Annotated in this window: 22 protein-coding genes and 1 tRNA gene; 15 read left to right on the forward strand and 8 right to left on the reverse strand. The window is 31.3% G+C overall.

The genetic code is table 11. The features are described from left to right. Nucleotides 1-27: 27 nt before the first annotated feature. The 4 genes from lptC to IFB02_RS03700 are packed head-to-tail and all read right to left on the reverse strand — an operon-like array spanning nt 28 to nt 3,974. Entirely contained in the window at nt 28-582 is a 555-nt protein-coding gene (gene lptC / locus IFB02_RS03685) for an LPS export ABC transporter periplasmic protein LptC (protein WP_191073059.1), read from the reverse strand. Continuing rightward, complete coding sequence (locus IFB02_RS03690) at nt 582-1,907, reverse strand: tetratricopeptide repeat protein (RefSeq protein WP_106686860.1); 1,326 nt, start codon at nt 1,905-1,907, stop codon at nt 582-584. The genes lptC and IFB02_RS03690 overlap by 1 nt, the downstream gene beginning before the upstream one ends. Before the next feature lie 22 nt (nt 1,908-1,929). Beyond that, entirely contained in the window at nt 1,930-3,246 is a 1,317-nt protein-coding gene (locus IFB02_RS03695) for a hypothetical protein (RefSeq protein WP_191073060.1), read from the reverse strand. Next, entirely contained in the window at nt 3,243-3,974 is a 732-nt protein-coding gene (locus tag IFB02_RS03700) for a type III pantothenate kinase (protein WP_191073061.1), read from the reverse strand. The genes IFB02_RS03695 and IFB02_RS03700 overlap by 4 nt, the downstream gene beginning before the upstream one ends. Before the next feature lie 185 nt (nt 3,975-4,159). Here IFB02_RS03700 and IFB02_RS03705 point away from each other — a divergent pair. From IFB02_RS03705 to IFB02_RS03745, 9 genes are all read left to right on the forward strand, one after another. Beyond that, a tRNA-Phe gene (locus tag IFB02_RS03705) sits at nt 4,160-4,235 on the forward strand. A gap of 132 nt (nt 4,236-4,367) precedes the next feature. Next, entirely contained in the window at nt 4,368-4,703 is a 336-nt protein-coding gene (locus IFB02_RS03710; RefSeq protein WP_191073062.1) for an arsenosugar biosynthesis-associated peroxidase-like protein, read from the forward strand. A gap of 3 nt (nt 4,704-4,706) precedes the next feature. Further along, complete coding sequence (arsS, locus tag IFB02_RS03715; RefSeq protein WP_191073063.1) at nt 4,707-5,777, forward strand: arsenosugar biosynthesis radical SAM (seleno)protein ArsS; 1,071 nt, start codon at nt 4,707-4,709, stop codon at nt 5,775-5,777. 1 nt (nt 5,778) lies between these two features. Further along, a complete protein-coding gene (locus IFB02_RS03720; protein ID WP_106686855.1) occupies nt 5,779-6,270 on the forward strand; it encodes a rhodanese-like domain-containing protein in 492 nt (163 codons plus the stop codon). After that, entirely contained in the window at nt 6,271-6,879 is a 609-nt protein-coding gene (locus tag IFB02_RS03725) for a TIGR04282 family arsenosugar biosynthesis glycosyltransferase (RefSeq protein WP_106686854.1), read from the forward strand. Beyond that, nucleotides 6,876-7,688 (forward strand): purine-nucleoside phosphorylase, encoded by an 813-nt coding sequence (locus IFB02_RS03730; protein WP_106686853.1) that lies wholly within the window; start codon nt 6,876-6,878, stop codon nt 7,686-7,688. The genes IFB02_RS03725 and IFB02_RS03730 overlap by 4 nt, the downstream gene beginning before the upstream one ends. A gap of 349 nt (nt 7,689-8,037) precedes the next feature. Beyond that, the gene (gene arsM, locus IFB02_RS03735; protein ID WP_106686852.1) at nt 8,038-9,006 is read left to right on the forward strand and encodes an arsenosugar biosynthesis arsenite methyltransferase ArsM; all 969 of its coding nucleotides are present in this window, start codon (nt 8,038-8,040) and stop codon (nt 9,004-9,006) included. Nucleotides 9,007-9,073: 67 nt separating this feature from the next. Next, nucleotides 9,074-9,853: a DUF547 domain-containing protein gene (locus tag IFB02_RS03740; RefSeq protein ID WP_223878869.1), complete on the forward strand. Its 780-nt coding sequence runs from the start codon at nt 9,074-9,076 to the stop codon at nt 9,851-9,853. After that, entirely contained in the window at nt 9,846-10,655 is an 810-nt protein-coding gene (locus IFB02_RS03745) for a TIGR04283 family arsenosugar biosynthesis glycosyltransferase (protein WP_106686850.1), read from the forward strand. The genes IFB02_RS03740 and IFB02_RS03745 overlap by 8 nt, the downstream gene beginning before the upstream one ends. Here the strand turns inward: IFB02_RS03745 and IFB02_RS03750 are convergent. The 3 genes from IFB02_RS03750 to IFB02_RS03760 form a co-directional block, all read right to left on the reverse strand. Continuing rightward, nucleotides 10,652-11,911: a POTRA domain-containing protein gene (locus IFB02_RS03750; RefSeq protein WP_106686849.1), complete on the reverse strand. Its 1,260-nt coding sequence runs from the start codon at nt 11,909-11,911 to the stop codon at nt 10,652-10,654. The genes IFB02_RS03745 and IFB02_RS03750 overlap by 4 nt on opposite strands. A gap of 98 nt (nt 11,912-12,009) precedes the next feature. Continuing rightward, nucleotides 12,010-12,768, reverse strand: coding sequence for a metallophosphoesterase family protein (locus tag IFB02_RS03755; protein ID WP_106686848.1), 759 nt, complete (start codon nt 12,766-12,768; stop codon nt 12,010-12,012). Between the two features lie 3 nt (nt 12,769-12,771). After that, on the reverse strand, nt 12,772-13,776 hold the full coding sequence (locus IFB02_RS03760; RefSeq protein ID WP_106686847.1) for a glycoside hydrolase family 113: 1,005 nt from the start codon (nt 13,774-13,776) through the stop codon (nt 12,772-12,774). 94 nt (nt 13,777-13,870) lie between these two features. On the opposite strand from IFB02_RS03760, the gene IFB02_RS03765 reads away from it, so the two are divergent. The 6 genes from IFB02_RS03765 to IFB02_RS03790 all read left to right on the forward strand — a co-directional run bounded on the left by IFB02_RS03765 (nt 13,871) and on the right by IFB02_RS03790 (nt 21,071). Further along, nucleotides 13,871-15,175, forward strand: a complete 1,305-nt coding sequence (locus tag IFB02_RS03765) for an NAD(P)/FAD-dependent oxidoreductase (protein ID WP_106686846.1) — start codon at nt 13,871-13,873, stop codon at nt 15,173-15,175. 1 nt (nt 15,176) lies between these two features. Next, nucleotides 15,177-16,760: a 4Fe-4S binding protein gene (locus tag IFB02_RS03770; protein WP_106686845.1), complete on the forward strand. Its 1,584-nt coding sequence runs from the start codon at nt 15,177-15,179 to the stop codon at nt 16,758-16,760. Nucleotides 16,761-16,802: 42 nt separating this feature from the next. Continuing rightward, nucleotides 16,803-17,507 (forward strand): glycosyltransferase family 2 protein, encoded by a 705-nt coding sequence (locus IFB02_RS03775; RefSeq protein WP_106686844.1) that lies wholly within the window; start codon nt 16,803-16,805, stop codon nt 17,505-17,507. Nucleotides 17,508-17,563: 56 nt separating this feature from the next. Beyond that, entirely contained in the window at nt 17,564-18,997 is a 1,434-nt protein-coding gene (locus tag IFB02_RS03780) for a cellulose synthase family protein (protein ID WP_370520724.1), read from the forward strand. A gap of 358 nt (nt 18,998-19,355) precedes the next feature. Further along, nucleotides 19,356-20,705 carry a glycosyltransferase 87 family protein gene (locus IFB02_RS03785; protein ID WP_106686842.1) on the forward strand — a complete coding sequence of 450 codons (1,350 nt, stop codon included), beginning with the start codon at nt 19,356-19,358 and terminating at the stop codon, nt 20,703-20,705. A gap of 105 nt (nt 20,706-20,810) precedes the next feature. After that, complete coding sequence (locus IFB02_RS03790) at nt 20,811-21,071, forward strand: heavy-metal-associated domain-containing protein (RefSeq protein WP_106687039.1); 261 nt, start codon at nt 20,811-20,813, stop codon at nt 21,069-21,071. Nucleotides 21,072-21,113: 42 nt separating this feature from the next. Here the strand turns inward: IFB02_RS03790 and IFB02_RS03795 are convergent, their stop codons facing one another. Further along, complete coding sequence (locus IFB02_RS03795; protein WP_106686841.1) at nt 21,114-22,538, reverse strand: alpha-amylase family glycosyl hydrolase; 1,425 nt, start codon at nt 22,536-22,538, stop codon at nt 21,114-21,116. Nucleotides 22,539-22,540: the final 2 nt, after the last annotated feature.

Consider the following 22,540-nt stretch of genomic DNA (forward strand, 5'->3'; position numbering starts at 1 on the left):
TATAGTAAAAAAGTAAAAGGCGATTGGCTATTCTGTAACAGCAAATTGTCCTGTTACGCCTAAGACTTCGGCTTTTGTAAAATCTCTATCAGAGTCAAAACCTTCTCCATTAGTCACATAGTCTTTAGATCTAAAAGTAACCGGTAGATTAGTAAATAACCATTGTTTAGTTTGATCGTAATATAATTGATCTGCATATAGTGTATCCAACTCTGGAGTTGCTGCAATAACGTTTCCTCTTAAATCGATTAAATCTGTATCGTTATATACTATTGCATAATCTGAAATTATGGTAGTTTGCTGGTTTTGTTTATCGTAAAGATAAAGTACCATTCCGTCAGGAAATTCGCTGTAAGAAAAACTAAGATTACTATAATCGTACATTTTAGGACTAACTAGATTGGCTGCTAATCTACCAGAATCTGTATATTTTACATTTATACTATCTGATATTCCTACAGGCTCGTTGTCTGATAAATTTAACTTTTTTACATCGTCTAACTTACCCTTACAACTAAAAAACAAGGTCATAGCAAAAGCTATGACCGAGTTTATGATAATATGTATATTGCTTTTTTGCATTATAATTTAGGCACTGAAACGCTTCTACCTATCCAACATCCAATATTAATTGTTTTTCCTGCCATATCTTTATTAAAGATTTCTGACTTTGTTGGTGCTAATGCGTTATATCTAGACGCTGCACTAGAGTTTCCTGCTTTATTAGCTTCTTGAGCTGCTAACCAGAATACTGCTCTTTTATTAAAGCTATCTGTACCACAATTGTTTGCACTTTTTGCATACATTTCTGCAATATGCATATGTGGGTTTTTGTTAGATGGGTTTAATTTTAAAGCTTCTGTAAAATATTGTCTAGCTTGCCCAAAACTTCCTTTTTTCTTTAATCCTAAAGCAATCTTGTAAACTAACTTAGATTTTTTAAATGGATCTGTTTGTAAACTTATTGCTTGATCTAAGTACTTTTGCTCTCCTGTTTTTAAGTATAAGTAGTAAGCTGTATCTGCATCTGGAGATAATTCGTACTTTCTGTCTACTATTTTAATAAATAAAGGATCGTCTGTACACTCTTTCTGGAACATTTTATTTAATGCTCTTTGTAACCAAACTGAGTTATCTTTATTTGCCTCAAAGTTTTTAGTATATAAAGGGATTAAGTTTGAACAGTTTGCTCTATCTCCTAATTCTTTATCTACACCAGCAGTTACTTTATCAAAAGCATCAATCATCTGTCCGTGATATTTTTTATACTTAGCATCTCTTGCAGATAAAGCTGTTCCAGCTTCTTCTTTTGCTAAATACTTATTTAATTGGATTGAGTTATACTCTACTTCATCTTCAATTTTTTCTACAACATCATCATACTTATCAAATAATTCTTGATCTGTTTTTTGACCTGCATCATAAAGATCTACCATTAATTTAAAGTAAACATATAATCCTTTTGTGCTTTTAAAGTTTTCTTTATCTGTTTTGTAAGCGTTATCAAAACAATCATATAGTTGTTGAGAATTTAAACCTAAAACATCTTTATTATCGTACTTTAATAAACAAGCATCTACCATTACATCTCCTACCTTTGTTTTACTAGGAAAATATTGTGCTCTATCATTCCAAAGCTCTGTTAACTCAATTATATAAGTTTTTTTATCTGCTTTAGTTTCGATAAAATTTTCTAATATTTTTTCTCCGTATTGGTATATCGCTAAATTATATTTTGGACAATTTTCTCTTAGCCATTTATAAGGCTCATAAGCAGAATCAAAACTACCTGCTTTTGCTGCTTCTGCCATTAATGACAGTTTTGTACCGCATTCTTGCTCGTTTTGAGCAAATCCTAAACTTAACCCAAAGAACAAAGCGATGATTAATGTAATCTTAGTTTTCATAATCTTTAATATTTATCTTGTTTTAATCGTATTTTCTTTTTTGGAACCATCTGTCATTTAGCGATAGACTAATGTTAATATTAACAAAGTTTTCTTTAACTAAATTAGCATCTGTTGTTCCTCGTTTTCCAAACTCTAAACCTATATTAGCATTAGAGAATGGGTTTCTTGGTGTTCCAACTGGTAATCCTACTCCAAAAGACATGCCAAACTCTTTTATACTTTGATCATTAATGTTTAAACCTGTATTCTCAAAGCGCAATCCTGCTCTATAAACTGTTCTTTTCCAGTAATTTGAAAACGAATTATACTCAGGAATATAAAATCCACCAATAGATATTTTTGAAGCATCTTCAAAAGTAGTACCTGTATTATCGTATAATGGGTTATTGAAGTTACTTGTTTTTTGCGCACTATACTCTAGACCTGCAAACCATTTACGTGGCTCTCCTATACCTGCGCCAACGCTATATTTAGATGGTAAAATTAATGTTGTTTCATCAAGACCGTTACTTGCTAAATCTGCCTCAATTGCATTAACTTCTCCTTCTGCTCCTGTACTATAATCTAACACAATTGTAGAGAATGTTCTTTCATTTTTAGAGACTAAATTTGCTTGAGGCGAATACGTTAACGAACCTTGAAATTCTAATTTATCTGTGAATAGTTTTTTGTAATGCAATCCAAAGTTCCAATTTAAACCACTTAAATCTGACCTATTATATTCTTTGGCTTGGTAAGATAATATTCCTCCTTCTGTATTATAGGCAAACTCTATCGCGCTATTCTCTATCTTTCCAAAATTATAATCTGCATTTACTCCAACACTAAGAGCGTTTGAAATTTGATAACCTGCAGATAAAAACACTTTATTTATACCTCCTTCTCCTTCGTATCTATTTGCAGGATTTCCTGAAGCGTTTGTAGTTTCTAACTTATATCCAACAGTACTATATGGTAATAAACCAAATCCAAAACCTAATTTTCCTACTGGTACTGATAAAGCCAAATAATCAAAAGACGTAGTAGTTGAATTATCCGAACTTGACTGAGATTTTAAAGAAGATGTATTATGACTTCCTCCTACAGTATATTTTACTGGATGACTTTCATTAGCAAAAGTTGCTATATTATTGTCTCCGTATGTAGCAGGATTTGCAAAATTAATATGGATACTGTCTTTATATACAGACATTCCTCCCATACTTCTATTCTCTACAGATCCTTTAAATTTTAAACTTCCTATTCCATAAAAAGAATAAGGCGATCCGCCTCCTTGTTGCGCATTACTTTGAATTGCTACTAAAGCAATAAAAACTATTAAAAGTTTTTTAATCATTCGTTTATATTGTTGTATAAAATAAAATTTAAGCCTTCCAGCAAGAAATTTGAGTTGGCAAATATGCTACTTTTTAATTGTTTAGACAAAAAATAAGTATCTCCTCCTGTTAAAATTATTGTTAAATCGGTATATTTTTCTGAATATTCTTGAATAACACCATCTATTTCTTTAACAATTCCATTAATTACTCCACTATGAATTGAATTTGAAGTAGAATCTCCAATTAAAAATTGCGGCACTTCTGTTTCTAATAACGGTAATTTTGCTGTTTGATTATGTAATGCTTTATATCGCATTCTAATTCCTGGTGAAATAGCACCACCTAAATATTCATTTTTATCATTTATAAAATCAAACGTAACACAAGTACCAGCATCTATCACCAATACATTTTTATCTTTATATAAGTTTACTGATGCTGCTACTAAAGCAATTCTATCTATACCTAAAGTTTTAGGTGTAGAATACAAATTTTTAAATGGAATTTTAGTGTTATGATCTAAAACAAGAACACTATAATTTTCTTTCAAAAATTTTAATCCTGATTCTAAAAAATTATTGACTGAAGAAATTATAGCATGCGATATAACGTCATATTTAGATTTAATATCATTTAACTTAACAATCAAGTCTTCTTCGGTAACTACTATTTTTTCAACTAAAGTTAATTCACTAAAAACAGCTAGTTTAATATAGGTATTACCTACATCTACGATTAAATTCATCTTTAAAAATAAAGTGCTAAAAATACAAAACGCATTCAATTATTTTCTTAATTAATTTATAATATTGAAACAGAACGCCTTATAACCATTAAACTAGAATAAAATAAATAGATTTATAATTTTTATTAAAATTGTTTTGTCAATATTAAAAATGAACATATATTTGCATCCGCAATAATGCAACTGGTGCCTTAGCTCAGTTGGTAGAGCAAAGGACTGAAAATCCTTGTGTCCCTGGTTCGATTCCTGGAGGCACCACCACTAAAAACCCGAACAAATTGTTCGGGTTTTTTGGTTTTTGACAATTTATTTTCCAAAATTGTAATAAGTATTTATTTTTTTCGACATAAAACTGTAATTTCACTTTTTACGTAACTATTTTAAACACTAACTATGTCAAAAACCTATTATGATCCTGCCGATTTAAGAAAATTTGGAAAAATCTCTGAATGGAATGAAGTGCTTGGCGCCAAATTTTTTGATTATTACAATTCTGTTTTTCAAGAAGGTGCACTTACTGAAAGAGAAAAATCTTTAATCGCTTTAGCTGTTGCTCACACGATTCAATGTCCTTACTGCATAGATGCTTATACTGGCGACGGATTACAACGCGGGATTACAAAAGAAGAAATGATGGAAGCATTACATGTTGCAGGCGCAATTCGTGGCGGTGCATCTTTAGTGCATGGTGTACAAATGATGAATAAAGTAAATAAATTAGAAGGTTAATTTATGTCTAAAAAAAAATTAAAAAACCAATCTTTACAAAAACGTGAAAGTGAATTAGCTAAAACCAACAAACAGCTAGAAATTTTGTCTAATGGCATTTTTGCTAATGGCGAATTACCTACTTTTAAAGATAAAATTGCCGAAAGCAATCAATTTCCTCTTAAACCAAAACCTTTAGAAATCTTACAAATTAATGTAGGGTATATGTGCAATCAAGTTTGTGAGCATTGCCATGTAGACGCAGGACCAGATCGAAAAGAAATTATGACTAAAGAAACTATGCAGCAATGCTTAGATGTGATAAAAACAACTGGTGCTCATACTTTGGATTTAACTGGTGGTGCACCAGAAATGAATCCTAATTTTAGATGGTTTGTAGAAGAAGCTGCCAAAGCAGGAATTAAAGATTTTATTGTTCGCTCTAACTTAACTATTATTCGAGCTAATAAAAAATATCACGATTTGCCAGAATTCTTTAAAAAACACAATGTACATGTAGTATCGTCAATGCCACATTGGACAAGAGGAAAAACAGACAAGCAACGTGGCGAAGGTGTTTTTGACCAATCTATACAAGCATTAAAAGACTTAAATGCAATTGGTTATGGTATGCCAAACAGCAATCTAAAATTAGACTTGGTTTACAATCCATCTGGCGCTTTTTTACCTGCTAATCAAGCTGCGATGGAAAAGGACTTTAAAAAAGCTTTACTTGAAGATTTTGGGATTCAATTTCATAATTTATTTGCCATTACTAATTTACCAATTAGTAGATTTTTAGATTTCCTTATTGCTAGTGATAATTACGAAGATTACATGTATGCTTTAGTAGACGCATTTAATCCTACAGCTGTTGCCAATGTGATGTGTACAAACACTATATCAGTAAGTTGGGACGGCTATTTATACGACTGTGATTTTAACCAAATGCTAGATTTAAAAGTCGCTAGTAAAGCCAAACATATTAGCGATTATAACGAAGAGATTTTACAAAACAGAGACATCATAATTTCTCAACATTGTTATGGCTGTACTGCTGGCGCAGGAAGTAGTTGTCAAGGTACAGTAGCTTAAAATGAAAGTAGTTTTTTTATACATATTCACACTAATAGGATTTCAAAGTTTTGCTCAAAAAACTTTAGATGACGTATTAAAAAAACACAATCATTACAATATCCCTTATATAAGTGTTCAAGAATTAGCGATGCCAAAAACAAAAGCTAAAATTTTAGACGCTAGAAGTTTTGAAGAATATAAAGTAAGTCATCTAAAAGATGCTGTATTTGTAGATTTTGAAAATTTCGACATAGAAAAAACAGCTCAACTTATTTCTGATAAAAACGAAATAATTGTCGTGTATTGCTCTATTGGTGTACGATCTGCAAAAATTGCTCAGCAATTAAAAGATGAAGGTTACACCAATGTGTTCAATCTGTACGGCGGTATTTTTGAATGGAAAAATAACAATTTTTCAGTTTTTGATTTAAATGAAAAAGCAACCGAAAAAGTACATGTTTACGACAAAAATTGGTCTAAATGGTTAATCAAAGGTGAAAAAGTTTTTTAAATGAATCAGAAAAATCTCATCATAACATTCACACGTAATCCAGAATTAGGAAAAGTAAAAACAAGGTTAGCTAAAACTATTGGCAATCCTTCCGCTTTAGCGATATATAAAAAATTATTAGAGCATACCGAAAGTGTTTTAAGACCATTAAATTGCGATAAAGCCGTCTATTACTCTGTGAAAATTAGAGAAAATGATATTTGGGACAGCACTATTTACCAAAAACACCAACAAACCGGAGAGCATTTAGGCGCAAGAATGGCAAATGCGTTTAAACATGGTTTCAAAAACAACTATCAAAAAATTATTATTGTTGGTAGCGATCTTTACGATTTAAAAACAGAACACATCAACCAAGCTTTTCAAGATTTAGAAACTAATGATGTCGTGCTTGGACCAGCTGAAGATGGTGGCTATTATTTGTTAGGAATGAAACAATTTCACCCTAAATTATTCAGAAATAAAAATTGGGGAACAGATTCCGTTTTAAAAGACACTTTAAAAGATTTAAAAGAAGAATCTGTATTTTTGTTAGAAACCCTTAACGATATTGATTTTTTTGAGGATTTAGAAAAACATAACGATTTAAAATTATTAATCAACAAATGATAAAAAGTTTAAAAAAAACTGTAGAATACCTAAAGGACAAAGGTTTTGACAACCCAGAAGTTGGTATCATTTTAGGTACAGGATTAGGACAATTACCTAATCACTTAGATATAATACACGAAGTTAGTTACAATCATATTCCGCATTTTCCAACTGCAACAGTCGAGTTTCATAAAGGCAAACTGATCTACGGTACACTTTCTGGAAAAAAAGTAATTGTCATGCAAGGTCGTTTTCATATCTACGAAGGCTATACTTTACAAGATGTAACTTACCCTGTTAGAGTGATGGAAAAATTAGGCATTAAAACATTATTAGTTTCTAACGCTGCTGGCGCTATTAATTTAAATTATAAGAAAGGTGAGATAATGTTAATCGACGATCATATTAACTTACAAGGTAGTTCGCCATTAGCTTTTCAAGGTGTAGAAGCACTTGGCGAGCGTTTTGCAGATATGAGTGCGCCTTACAATCTAGAAATTAACGCCAAAATTAAAGACATTGCTAAGCGTAACAACATTAATTTACACGAAGGTGTTTACGCTAGCGTTGTTGGTCCGCAATTAGAAACTCGTGCAGAATACAGAATGCTAAAATTAATTGGTGCAGATGCTGTTGGGATGAGTACCGTACCAGAAATTATAGTCGCTAATCACTTAAATTTAAAAGCTGCTGCTGTTTCAGTGTTGACAGACGAATGTGATCCTGACAATCTAAAACCAGTAGATATACAAGAAATCATAGCTATGGCAAATAAAGCCGAACCTGATATGATTACAATCTTTAAAGAATTAATAGAAACACTTTAATAGTTGGTAGTATTTAGCAGAAAGTTTGCATTCAAAACTAACACTGAATACTGAAGATAAAAGATAGAAAACTTAAAATATTGGGATAACTTTTTTTTGATAAAAAGTCTAGTCCCTATTCAATGTTCAACATTGAGTTTTGAAATGCAGAATATTAAAATTAAAGCGTTAATAATTTTTGAAACCTTGGAGAAAATTTAGATTTAATTTTAGGTTTTTATTCCTCTAAAAGGAATAAAAAATTCCTCATTTCAATATGATTTTTTGGTTCGCTTTGTATCAAGACAAAATGAACGTTTAAAAGATATTAACAGTTAAAAAGATTCCTGCATACGCAGGAAAATAAATTATGAGTTACTTAAACACCACAAAAGACGTTTACAAAGAAGCTGCACTAACACCAGATGTTGGCTTATGTTGTACTACAAATCCTATTTGGGAATTACCAGGATTAAAAATCCCAAAAATCATGCAAGAGATGAATTACGGTTGCGGATCAACCGTTCATCCTCGAGATTTAACTAACAGCCCAAAAATACTTTACGTTGGTGTTGGTGGCGGAATGGAGTTATTACAATTCGCCTATTTTTCTCGTCAAAAAAATGGTGTTATTGGTGTAGATGTTGTAGATGAAATGTTAGATGCTTCACGTAAAAATTTTAAAGAAGCCGAAGCACAAAACTCTTGGTTTAAAAGTGAATTTGTAGACCTTAAAAAAGGTGATGCTTTAAACTTACCTGTTGAAGATAACAGCATTGATGTTGCAGCGCAAAACTGCTTATTCAATATTTTTAAAGCTGAAGAATTAAAAAAAGCGATAGACGAAATGTACCGTGTTTTAAAACCTCATGGTCGTTTAGTGATGAGTGATCCAACTTGTGAGCAACCAATGAATGATACGTTACGTAATGACGAAAGATTACGTGCTCTTTGCTTAAGCGGTAGTTTACCAATTGCTGAGTATGTAAAAGCTTTAACCGATGCTGGTTTTGGGACTATCGAAATTAGAGCCAGAAAACCTTACCGTATTTTAGATCCTAAACATTACCCAACAGACGAGCTAATCTATATAGAATCTATAGAAGTTGCAGCTATAAAAGATCCAATGCCTGCAGATGGACCATGTATTTTTACTGGTAAAGCTGCTATTTATTATGGTGAAGAGGATTATTTTGATGATAAAGCTGGTCACGTTTTATTAAAAAATCAACCGTTAGCAATTTGCGATAAAACTGCTGGAGCTTTAGCTAGTCTTGGCAGAGATGATATTTTTATTAGCGAATCTACCTTCCATTACGATGGTGGCGGATGCTGCTAGTCGATAATCGACATTTAACCATTAAAAACGTTTAACTAAAAAATAAAAAACTATTATGAAATGTTTTATGTACCTATTTATTTTTAGTTGGACGTTTTTTGGCTTTTCTCAAGATTTAGAACAAAAAAAAGAGAAAGCAAATGATTCAATAAAACAAGTGGATAATTTTAACCAAGAGTTAAAAAAAACTACTTCAAACAACATTCACCTACTTTGGGATGAACTATTAAAAAAGTATGTTTCAGACAATGGAAATGTAAATTATGAAGGTTTTAAATCCGACCACAAAAAACTATTGGATTACATTTATGTTTTGAGTTTAGTCAATAAAAATGAAAACTTTAATAAGCTTTCAAAAAACGAAAAACTAGCCTATTGGATTAATCTTTATAATGCCTTAACTGTAGATTTAATTGTACGCAACTACCCAATCAAATCTATCAAAGACATAAAAAATCCTTGGAAACAACGATTATGGAAAACTGCAAATCTCAGTTATAATTTAGATGAAATTGAACACGATATTCTAAGAAAAATGAACGAACCTCGTATTCATTTTGCTATTGTTTGCGCATCAATTTCTTGTCCTAAACTTCAAAACAAAGCTTTTAAAGCAAATACTTTAGATGCTCAATTAACTAAAGCTACTAAAACATTTCTGACGGATAACACTAAAAATGAAATCACTAAAAATCAATTAAAACTCTCTAAAATTTTCAAGTGGTTTAGCAAAGATTTTGAAACTAACGGAACTGTTATTGATTTTATAAATCGATATACTACGACTACAATTTCTGAAGACGCAAAAATTAACTACAAAGATTATAACTGGAATTTAAATGAATAGAATTTCTATCATAATTCCTATGCTAAATGAAGCAGAACACATTGGCAAATTGCTTCAACATCTTATTGAAAACGCTAAACAAAAAAAACAATTAGAACTTATTATTGTTGATGGCGGAAGTACTGATAATTCGGTTGAAATAGTTGAAAAAATAACCAACGTCACATCGAGTGATTCTGATTGTAATGAAGAATTGTATCGAGATGCAGGAAAAGTTCTCGATACAAAATTTTCAACAGAAAATTCCACTCGAACTGACGCTGAAGATAAAACAAAAATTGTCTTACTGAATTCTAAAAAAGGTCGTGCCAAACAGATGAATGTTGGCGCAAAAGCTGCTACAGGAACTATATTATATTTTTTACATGCCGATTCATTTCCTCCAAAACACTTTGATCAATTCATTTTAAATGAGATACAAAAGGATAATCACGCTGGTTGTTTTAGATTAAAATTTGATAGTAACCATTGGTGGCTACGTTTGGCTGGTTGGTTTACAAAATTTAATTTTAAAGCGTGTCGTGGTGGCGACCAAAGTTTATTTGTTACAAAAGCATTGTTTAACAAAATTGGTGGTTTTGATGAGTCTTATATCATTTACGAAGACAATATTTTTATAAGTCAGTTATATGATTGCAATCAATTTACTGTTATTAATTCTCCTATAATTACCTCTTCAAGGTTATATAAAAAACATGGTGTGTTTAAACTTCAATATCATTTTTGGATGATATATTTAAAAAAGTGGTTTGGCGCTTCGGCTATAGATTTGCACAAGTATTACAAGAAGCACATTTCTTAAAAATATTGTCCAATTCCAAACACAAATCCTCTTGCATCGTTTTTAGAAATTCCGTAACCATAATCAATTCTAAATACAGCATTAAAAATAGTTTTATGTATAAAACGTAATCCTAAACCAGGAAAAACTCTAATATTTTCTGAAGCCACAAAATCACTAAAATTTCCACCAGGATTTCGCCAACTTCCAGCATCTACAAATGCATTACCTTGCAACACAAACCAACCTTTTTCATATAAAGTACGTCTGTATTCTGTATTTAAAACTATTGCGCCTGTACCACGATCTATGGTGTTACCAACACCTCTAATATTTAAATTATTGTCTAAAGAAAACGGTGCAAAAGCACTATCATTATTAGTAGCCAAACCTAATCGTAATCTTGATGCCCAATTCCCTTTTTCTCCTACTTTTTTGTAATAGTTAAGATCGTTCCAACCTATTAAAAATGTTGGCAAGACATCATTATTAGAGATTACATATTGCAGATTTAGCAAACTTTTGAAACCAGTTACGTATTGGTATTCAAAGTCAAGGTTATTATACTCATAAAGTCCTTTAATCATCACTTTATTAGCACTAATATTTTTAAATTGGTTTGATATGGTTTGATCCTCTAGATAATCGTAATTCTCTTTAAATAAGTTTAATCCTAGTTCTAGTCGATTATTAAAATCTGGCTGATATAAACCAAGTATTTCATAAGATGTATTTTGATATTTATAATTTACAGTTCCTGAATTAAAAAACACTGGTTCTTGTGTTTGCCAATCCATATGATTTACTGCAAGACCAAATTTCCTATTAAACAAAAAAGGCGCTCTAAAATTTACACCATAAGAGCTATAAATATCTTTTTGATAAAAACCTCCAAAGGTCATGTTTTGACCAAATAAGTTAAACTCGTACAATCCTAATCTGTACGCAAACTCATCATCATTAGATGTATACACATTTACTGAAGGAATTATTGTAAAATTTTCTTCTACAATATAAACCACTTCATAAGATCCGTCTTTTAGTTTTTTAGTTGTATAATTTGCATGAGCAATAGATGGAAGTCGTTTTAAAAGCTTAATATCTTCTTCTATTAAAGTTGAATCTAACACAGATTGCTCTGAAAGCCGAGAGACTTTATTTATAAAAGAAGTCTTTAGTTTTTTATTACCTTCTATTTTAAAATTTGAAACATTTTGAGAAAAAGCGGTTGTAAATAGCAATGAAAATAAAATGGTTTGTAAATATTTTATAGACATATTAAAGATGTTTAGTTAGTATCACTTATTTTGATGATTATTAGTCTTAACTATTTATACAACCTTACGTTTAAGCACCTAACTAAGTAAACATTAAATTATTTTTTTCTTTTAATTAAACGATAAGGATTAGTATTTCTACCAGATTCGTTAGGATACATTTTATAAACTTCATCACTTTGAAACACCTGTTTTGTATCCAAATCTATTGCAGATAATTTACCCGTAAATGCTGCGCCAGTATCTACATTCCAAATATTAACAGCATGCATTGGCTGATCTTGAGAAAATCTTATGGTTGGTGTATGACCAATAAAAATTTCGGTGTAATGTTTTAAACGGTTTGGGTATAATTCTGAGTGTTTTTCTATGCGTTTATCCATGGTTATTGCCATTTCCCAAAGTGTACGATCGTAATAAAAATTTTCAATTTGGTATTCTCTTTCAACACCATGAACAGATGTAAATCCTGCATGAATAAACAACCTATCATGTTCATCTAAGTGATACATTTGCATTGCTTCAAAAAACTGTAAGTGATGCTGCTTTTCTTCATCTGAAAAAAAACTATAACTTTCAATAGTTTCTTTTCCGCCATGTTGATACCAAGATTGATTTATCAAGTTTTCTCTAAGCCAATCTTCGCACCAAGCGTCATGATTTCCTTTTATAAAAATACAAGTATTAGTTTTAGACAATGCTATTAAATATTGAATTACTTGAGCAGATTCGCTCCATCCATCTACGTAATCTCCTAAAAAAATAAGACGATCTTCTTCTGAAACTTTTGCACGTTCTAAAAGTTGAATTAGCGCTTTTAATCCGCCATGTATATCTCCAAACACTAATGTTCTCATAGATTATTTTTTATAATACTGCCTAATAATTTCTTCCGCTGGTTTGTTTTGTGGTGTAAACATATTGTCTTTTGCGCCGCCAGATTGCTCGTAATTATGAAACCACTTCCAAACAAACCCACCAGCAAACCAATCTTCTTCCCAAAAGGTTTTAAATAAAGCTTTTGTGGTATTTACTTGCGCTTCTAGGTTTGGATTAGCGTCGTAATTACCGGTTAACCATGGTTTTTTACCAGAAAAATCAAAACTACGGTAACCAAATTCGGTAAACAAAATAGGCTTTTTTGTGTTTTTTTGTACATTTTTAATATCTGGTAAATGCGCATTCCAACCTTGTAAACAATCTTCTACAGTTGGTGTTTTTAAATCACTTACAGGAAAATACGCATCTATTCCAACATAGTCTAAATCTGCCCAAAAAGGTGTTTTTGTAAACTCGTTCCAATTGGCTGCATATGTAAGTTTACCTTTGTAAATCGTTCTAATTTTTTTAATTAATTGCGTCCAAAACTTTGGTCTATGTGCTACAAAATATTCAAGTTCTGTACCAATACAAAACATTTCGGCGTTGATGTCTTCGGCTACTTTAGCAAAATCTAAAATAAAGTTTTCGTAAGTTTGTTCTAGTTCTTGCCATTCTTCTTCACTTTTCATTTTTATAAAACCAGTAAAAGCACCATGAGAAACCCATATTTGAGGTTTTATCATTACTTTAATTTGTTGTTTTTTAAGTGCTTTAACGTACTGTTTTACACCTTTATCAGTTTCGCCAAACCATTGTTTATCGGTATTATAAATAATTTCTGGTTGTTCTAAACTTTTTATAAATCCAAATGGCATAATCGCAGCATAATTAGCATTTAAATTTACTACTGGTTTTGTATGTTTTTCTGAAATACTATCACGAGACGCCACAAAACTTACACCATTAATTTTTTCTGTTTTAGGCGAAGTCATGCTACACGAAACCAATAATAAGACCATACATAAAAGTGAAAAGTGCTTCATAACTGTTAATTTATTTATAAATTTAAACAAAGTTGAATAATGTAATTAAGGTTTTAACAAATGCTTCGACTTAAAGCCTAACTAAACTAATTGTATGGAACACATAGCCATAATAGGTAATGGTATATCTGGCGTAACTTTAGCAAGACATATTAGAAAATTATCTGATAAAAAAATCACTATTATTTCTGCTGAAAGTGATTACTTTTTTTCGCGTACGGCGTTAATGTACGTCTATATGGGACATATGAAATTTGAGCACACGCAACCTTACGAAAATTGGTTTTGGAAGAAAAACAATATCGACTTAAAAAAAGGCTACGTCAACAGTATTGATACCGACAATAAAACGCTTCATTTTGCTGAAGGCGACCAAATGACCTATGATAAATTAGTGATCGCAACAGGTAGCAAACCTAACAAGTTTGGTTGGCCAGGCGAAGATCTAAAAGGCGTGCAAGGCTTATACAGTAAACAAGATTTAGAAAACCTTGAAATTTATGCACCTAACAACAAAGCCTGTAAACGCGCCATCATTGTTGGTGGCGGATTAATTGGAATTGAATTAGCAGAAATGCTGAATTCTAGAAATATTTCGGTAACATTTTTAGTTCGTGAAAGCAGTTTTTGGAATAGCGTTTTACCAGAAGGCGAAAGCCAAATGATAAATAGACACATAAAAAATCATCATATCGATTTAAGACTTTCAACTAATTTAAAAGAAATCATTTCTGATGACAACGGAAAAGTAAAATCCATCATTATTGAAGAAACTGGCGAAGAAATTCCTTGTGATTTTGTAGGCTTAACTGCTGGTGTTTCGCCTAATATTTCATTTTTAAAAGAAAGTAAAATCGAAACCAACAAAGGTGTTTTAGTCAATCGTTTTTTAGAAACCAACATTAAAGATATTTATGCAATCGGCGATTGTGCCGAACAGCGCGAAGCTATTGGTAATCGCAGACCAGTTGAAGCAGTTTGGTATACAGGTCGCATGATGGGCGAAACTTTAGCGCAAACCATTTGTGGCAATAAAACGGAATACAAACCAGGACATTGGTTTAACAGCGCAAAATTTTTAGATATTGAATATCAAACCTACGGTTGGGTTCATGGTAAAAAAGGGAAACCGGATTACGAATCTCATTTTCATTGGAAACATGAAGACGACACCAAATGTATTACCATAGCTTATCACAGAGACACTAACGAGTTCTTAGGCATCAACACCTTTGGCATAAGGCTACGACACGAAGTTTTTAACAAATGGCTTACCGAAAAACGCGATTTAGACTATGTGATTAATCATTTAGAAACTGCGAATTTTGATCCAGAATTCTACAAGCGATTTGAAAACGAGATAAAAGCAAGCTATAATAACACCTTACAAACTAACTAACATGAGCTTAAAATTAAATTACAGTATGTCTTTGGCTAATTCATACGGGTTAACAAAAACTCAAAAAATAGCTTCAGCAGTTGGTATGTTAGGGCTTTTTATTTTGGGGTTAGCTTTATTTAACGTTCAATTTCCTAATAAAGCAATGACGCTAACTTTCGCTTTAACCTTAATGTTTATCGGTACAATTTGGTTTTCTAATAGTTTGTATTTAGACAAATCTAAAGGTATAAAAAATGATGGAGTTTGGTTTAAATCTTTATCCGCTAGAGGATTAATTGGTTGGCTAATTGGTGTTGTTTTAACCTTATTTTACATTGTGCTTTATTTTTATCCTCAATATTTAGGATTAGCTCAAAAAGGTGAAGAAAACACTGGTTTAGTTGCGCTATTTGATCCTTTAAGTCAGCTTTTAAGCGGAAGAAATGCCAGTCAATGGTTTGTTTATGGTACGCTATACACGGTTGCGATTTTAGTTTTTGGCTACAAATTTATTTTAAAATATAGACACAATCGATATGAGCAAATCAGGACTATATCGGTTATGTTTTTTCAATTAGCTTTTGCATTTTTAATCCCAGAATTTATGTACGTTATGAACAATGATTTACCGTACTACGATTTAAAAAATATTTGGCCTCTTAATTATTATAACTTCGAAAGTTACCGCATTAAAGCTTTTATAAGCGCTGGAAATATTGGTTTAGCCATGCTAATTTTTGGGATTGTTTCAATTTTTGTCATTACACCAATTTTAACGTATAAGTATGGTAAACGTTGGTACTGTTCTTGGGTTTGTGGTTGTGGTGCTTTAGCCGAAACTGCTGGTGATAACTTCAGACAATTAAGCGATAAATCTCAATTTGCTTGGAAAGTTGAGCGTTGGGTAATTCACTCGGTTTTAGTGTTTGTAGTGTTAATGACTACAGCAGTTATTCATAGTTATTTGGGTAATGACACCAGTAAATATTGGCTTACAAAATCGTCGTTTTTAATTTTAGTTGCTTCATTTTTGACCTTGATTTTTGTTGGAACATTTCTTTTTAAACGAGAAGAATTAGCTAAAGATGCCAAATATGGCGCGATTGGTTATTTTGTGATTATCATGTCTTTATTTGTTTTGCACTATTTTAGTAAAGACAATTCGTTATTTTTATTTAAATCAGAAAGCTTAAGAAAAAGCTACGGATTTTTAATCGGTTCTATTTTTTCTGGTGTAATTGGCACAGGCTTCTACCCTATTTTTGGTAGTCGTGTTTGGTGCAGATTTGGTTGTCCTATGGCGGCAATTTTAGGATTTCAGCAACGTTTATTTTCAAAATTCAGAATTACTACCAACGGTGGTCAATGTATTTCTTGCGGAAATTGCTCTACCTATTGCGAAATGGGAATAGATGTCCGTGCTTATGCTCAAAAAGGCGAAAACATTGTACGTTCTAGTTGTGTTGGCTGCGGTATTTGTAGTGCAGTTTGCCCAAGAGGCGTTTTAAAATTAGAAAACGAAAGCATGAAAGGACGTATAAACCCTAACGAAATCCTTCTTGGAAACGATGTAGATTTAATGGATTTAATAAATAACAAATAATCCAAAAACAATTGTATTTTTGCGCTAAGATTAAATGCCTAAATGCCCAAAATAAAAGTCATTATTCCTGCTTTTAACGAGCAAGACTCAATTGCAAAAGTGATACAAGACATTCCTTCTTTAGTAGAAGAAGTTATTGTAGTTAGCAACAATTCTACAGATCTTACAGAAGTTAATGCAAAACAAGCAGGTGCAACCGTATTAACAGAAAACAGAAAAGGTTACGGTTATGCGTGTTTAAAAGGTATGGATTATATTGCTTCCACTTCGCTTAGTAATCCATTAAAAAAACCTGATATTATTGTATTTTTAGATGGCGATTATAGTGATTATCCTGAAGAACTTACTAAAATAATTGCTCCTATTATTGAAGATAATATTGACTTAGTTATTGGTAGTCGTGTTAAAGAATTAAGAGAAGATGGTGCTATGACGCCACAACAAATCTTCGGAAATTGGCTTGCAACCAAATTAATGTCAATTTTTTTTAACGCTAAATTTACAGACCTTGGTCCCTTTAGAGCCATAAAGTATGAAAAGCTGCTAGCCCTTAATATGGTTGACAAAACCTACGGTTGGACAGTAGAAATGCAGTTAAAAGCATTAAAGCAAAAACTAAGTTATACAGAAGTACCTGTAAACTACAGAAATAGAATTGGTGTCTCAAAAGTTTCAGGAACGATAAAAGGTAGTATATTTGCAGGCGTAAAAATTTTGTCCTGGATCTTTAAATATAGTTTTAAATAGTGATTTTAGAAACCACATTAATAGTCATTTACAGCATTTCGTTAATATTAATTTTCATGTATGCCTTAGCACAATTAAACTTAATGTTTAATTATCTAGCGGCTCAACGTAAAAAGGATAAATGCCCTAAATTCAATTTAAATAATCCAGAAGAAGTACCTTACGTAACTATTCAACTTCCTGTATTTAACGAGTTGTACGTTATGGATAGATTATTAGATAACATTGCTTTGATAGATTACCCAAAGGACAAGTTAGAAATTCAGGTTTTAGATGATTCTACTGACGAAACCGTAATTACAACCAAAGCACACGTAGATAAGTTAGCAGCGACAGGATTAGACATCAAACATATTACCAGAACTAACAGACAAGGGTTTAAAGCTGGCGCATTAAAAGAAGGATTAGAAATTGCAAAAGGTGAATTTATCGCCATTTTTGATGCAGATTTCCTTCCAGATCACGACTGGTTACAAAAAACCATTCCGTATTTTAAAAATGATAAAATTGGTGTTGTACAAACACGTTGGGCACATATCAACCGTGATTATTCAACATTAACAAAAATTCAAGCATTTGCTTTAGATGCGCATTTTACATTAGAGCAAGTAGGTCGTAATAGCAAAGGTCATTTTATCAACTTTAACGGTACTGCTGGCGTATGGCGTAAAGATTGTATTATTGACGCAGGAAATTGGGAAGGCGATACACTTACCGAAGATTTAGATTTAAGTTACCGTGCACAGCTTAAAAACTGGGAATTTAAATACTTAGAAGATGTTGAGACTCCAGCTGAATTACCTGTTGTAATAAGTGCAGCAAGATCACAACAATTTAGATGGAATAAAGGTGGCGCAGAAAACTTTAGAAAAATGCTTTGGCGCGTTTTGACTAGCAAGAATATTTCTGCTAAAACCAAATTACACGGTATTTTACACTTATTAAATAGTACCATGTTTTTAAATGTATTAATTGTTGGTATTTTAAGTATACCAATGCTTTACATTAAAAACGAATATGCTCATTTAAGACCATATTTTTACATTATGAGCTTTTTTGTGATGAGTACAATCATCTTTTTTGTTTGTTATTGGATAATGTACAAACGTAGTCATGGCAATACGTTTAAAGATTTCATCAAATATATTGGTATGTTTTTTACGTTTTTCTCTATCGCAATGGGCTTTTCTTTACATAATTCTATTGCGGTTTTAGAAGGACATATTGGTAAACGTAGCGAGTTTGTACGTACGCCAAAATTTAACATTAGCTCACTTAAAGACAGTTGGAAAGGCAACAAATACCTACGTAAAAACATTAGCACAAATGTTATTTTTGAAGGTATTTTAATGATCTATTTTGCTTTTGGAATGTACAGTGCATTTATTGTTGGTGATCAAGGTGGCGATTTTGGATTATTTCCTTTCCACTTAATGCTTACTATTGGTTTTGGATTTGTTTTCTTTAAATCTTTAACATCTAAAGCTTAGTTTTTGGGCGTTACCACAAGTGGTCGCGCTATCCATTACTAGTTTTGGCTCGATGCGTGCCTCGCCAAAAGCTAACCATTACTATCGCTAACGCAGATACTTGCCAACAACAAGTTCTAAACCTAGAATAAGGATTAATTTATGTCTCTTTTAGCTATTTTGTATTAGTATAAAATTTGTCAATTATAGTGGATTTTACGTTTCAAAATAAGTTAAATCAGAATCCCGAATTGCTTTTTTTAATTTAAACAAGTTCTCGATACAATTTTTCGTTCCTCAAAATCACTCGAACTGACGCTTTATTATGATTTTGAAATCAAAATGCTAAACAGGTTTCTTTATTAGCTATATTTGATTAATGCAAATTAACACGACATTTTTCAAATTAAATAAAATACCAATACTACTTACGTTAGCTAGTTTGTTATTTTATTTTAGTTTTGCATATAATTTAACAAGGTCAGATTATGTAAAGCTAATTACATTATTTATTGCATTATGTTATTTAGCTTTTAAATTAATCCAAATTATTGGATACAACTTTAAGTTTTTACTAGTAGTTTCAATATTAAGTAGACTAATTTTTATTGTCGCCATACCTAACCTTTCTCAAGATTTTTATCGCTTTATTTGGGACGGATATTTAAACCTGAATAATCTAAATCCATATTTATTTACACCAACGCAACTTGTTGACCAAACCATTAATATTCCTAACAAACACCTTTTATACAACAAAATGGGTTGGCTTAGTAATGCAAACTACAGTAATTATCCACCAGTAAATCAATTATGTTTTATAATCGCTAATTTGTGTCCTGGTCAAAGTATTTTAAGTTCAGTAATTGGATTACGACTACTAATTATACTTGCAGATTTAGGTATAATTCTAATTGGCAGCAAGCTATTGTTGGCTTTTAATCTACCTAAATCTAATATATTTTGGTATGCATTAAATCCGTTTATAATTATAGAACTTACAGGCAATCTTCATTTTGAAGGTGTTATGTTATTCTTTTTCATTTTAGGTATATATCTTATTTATAAAAATAAAATAAGTCTTGCTGGAGTGTGTATTGGATTATCAATTTCAATAAAATTAATTCCGTTAATATTCTTACCAGTACTACTAAAATGGTTTTTAAAACATTATAATATTAAAAAAACCATTCAATTTTATAGTATAATTGCACTAACTGTACTAATTACTTGTCTTCCTTATATTACTACTCAGTTTATAGATAATTACAGCCAAACTATAGCTTTATGGTTTAATAATTTTGAATTTAATGCAAGTATATATTACATAGCAAGACATATTGGTTATAAATTAACTGGTTATAATCAAATTGCTATAATTGGTAAATTTTTATCGATTACTATTTTGTTGATAATACTTATTTTAAGTTTTGTTAGAAAAACCGAAACGCTTAAACAAGTATTTACGACTTGCTTATTAGCCTTTACAACTTATCTATTTTTAAGCACAACAGTACATCCATGGTATCTTTCTACTTTAGTGTTATTTAGTATTTTCTCCAATTATAAATATCCGTTAGTTTGGAGTGTGACTATTATTTTAAGTTATCTAGCTTATATAAACACAAATAATACCGAGAACCTTTGGATTGTTTTTATAGAATACTTGATTGTCTATCTTGTCTTTCTATATGAATTATTACAACCTAAATTATCCCGAAACCAGTAATTATAACAACAATTTAACGCAAGTGTTAAATTTATTAGGACTTTGGTATCTATTGAATTTGTAACTTTAATTAAACCAAAAAAATTAATTAAAAACATACATAATATGAGTTTATTATCTGAAAATGTTATTCCTGGAAATCATGGAAAAACATTTGAAACCGACGCAAAATCACATGATGATTTATCACTAATTAAGAATGCTATTTTAAATGTAGACGGAATAAAAGATGTGATTATTAATGAAGAAGAATATCCTAAACAATTCACCATTCATACTACTAAGATTGTTGATGTAAAATCTATAGAACAAGAGATTAACAAAACTGGTTTTCACGCCATTCCAAAATCTCTATTTAGTTTATAAAAAAAGCGCCAAAAGGCGCTTTTGTTATTAGCAAAGCAAATACTATTGCTTTACATAAATTTTATAAGTGTTTGGTGCCAACTCAATTGCATCTCCTTTTAATTCGGTTGGTTGATTAGCAATGTAATCTAAATAACTTCCTTTTTGAGGCAAGTTTGTTATAACACTTTCATTAGAAATATTTGCGATAAAAACAACTTCATCATCACCTTTCGTTCTGCTAAATGCAATGACATTTGATCCTGCATCTATTGCATTGTAAGCAGCTGCGTCTTTACCTCCATTTAAGGCTGAATTTGTATTTTTTAATTCACCTAAACGCTGTAATAAAGTAAAGTAATCTCCTTTAGTTTTTGGAATACTATCTTTTTCAAAAAACAATAATCTATGATCTAAATCATACTCTTGACCAGAGTAAATTAAAGGCATACCAGGCATAGTGTAAGTTAAAGCTGTAAACAACTCTTTTTTATTTGGCATACGTTCTTTTAAAGTACCTGCCCAAGAATTTTCGTCGTGATTTGTTACAAAATTCATGTTGATATCATCGTCTTGTAACACTGTATCTTGCTTTTTAATATACGCTTGAAAATCGTCTGCATTTTTTTCGCCTTTAGCTAATTCATTTAATAAATGATGGCCTTCCCAAGCATATTGCATATCAAACGCTTTTTCTAGCAATTCTGGTTGCTCTGCTTCAGCTAGCATAAATACAGGCTTAATTTGCTTTAATTCTTTTGTTACTTCATCAAAGAATTCTTTAGGAACCTTGTGCGCAACATCCATACGGTAACCATCAATATTAGCCTCAGTTAACCAGTATTTTAAATCATTAAGCATTTCTTTACGCATATCCATATTGTCATAATTTAAATCGGCAACATCAGTCCATCCCCAAGATTCACCAGTATCAGGATTGATTGGATCTATAATTTCTCCCTTTTCATTTTGAGTATACCAATCTGGATGAGCTGTAATCCAAGGATGATCCCAACCTGTATGATTTGGTACCCAATCTACGATTACATAAATTCCGTTATCGTGTGCCGTATCTACTAAGTTTTTAAAGTCTTCTAGATTACCAAACTCTGGATTAATCGCTTTATAATCTGACACTGAATAGTAACTACCTAAATATTTTGCACGTTCTTTTTCGTCTTCAATATCGCTGGTAAATTGACCATCAGTTGCTTTTCTTTTAACTTCAGAAATCGGGTTAATTGGCATTACCCAAATTACTTTTACACCTAAGTCTTTTAAAACAGGAATATCTTTTGTAAACGCATTAAAGGTACCTTCTGGAGAGTATTGACGGATGTTAGCCTCATAGATTACACCGCTTTCAATATCTGCATCAGTAATGGGTTTAAATGTATCTTCTTGTTTAGCTTCTGTCTCCACTTGTTTTTGTTCTTCTTTACAAGCAAAAAACAATGCTACGGTTAATAGTAAGAATATTTTTTTCATAT

Source organism: Mesoflavibacter profundi, assembly GCF_014764305.1.
Classification (GTDB): domain Bacteria; phylum Bacteroidota; class Bacteroidia; order Flavobacteriales; family Flavobacteriaceae; genus Mesoflavibacter; species Mesoflavibacter profundi.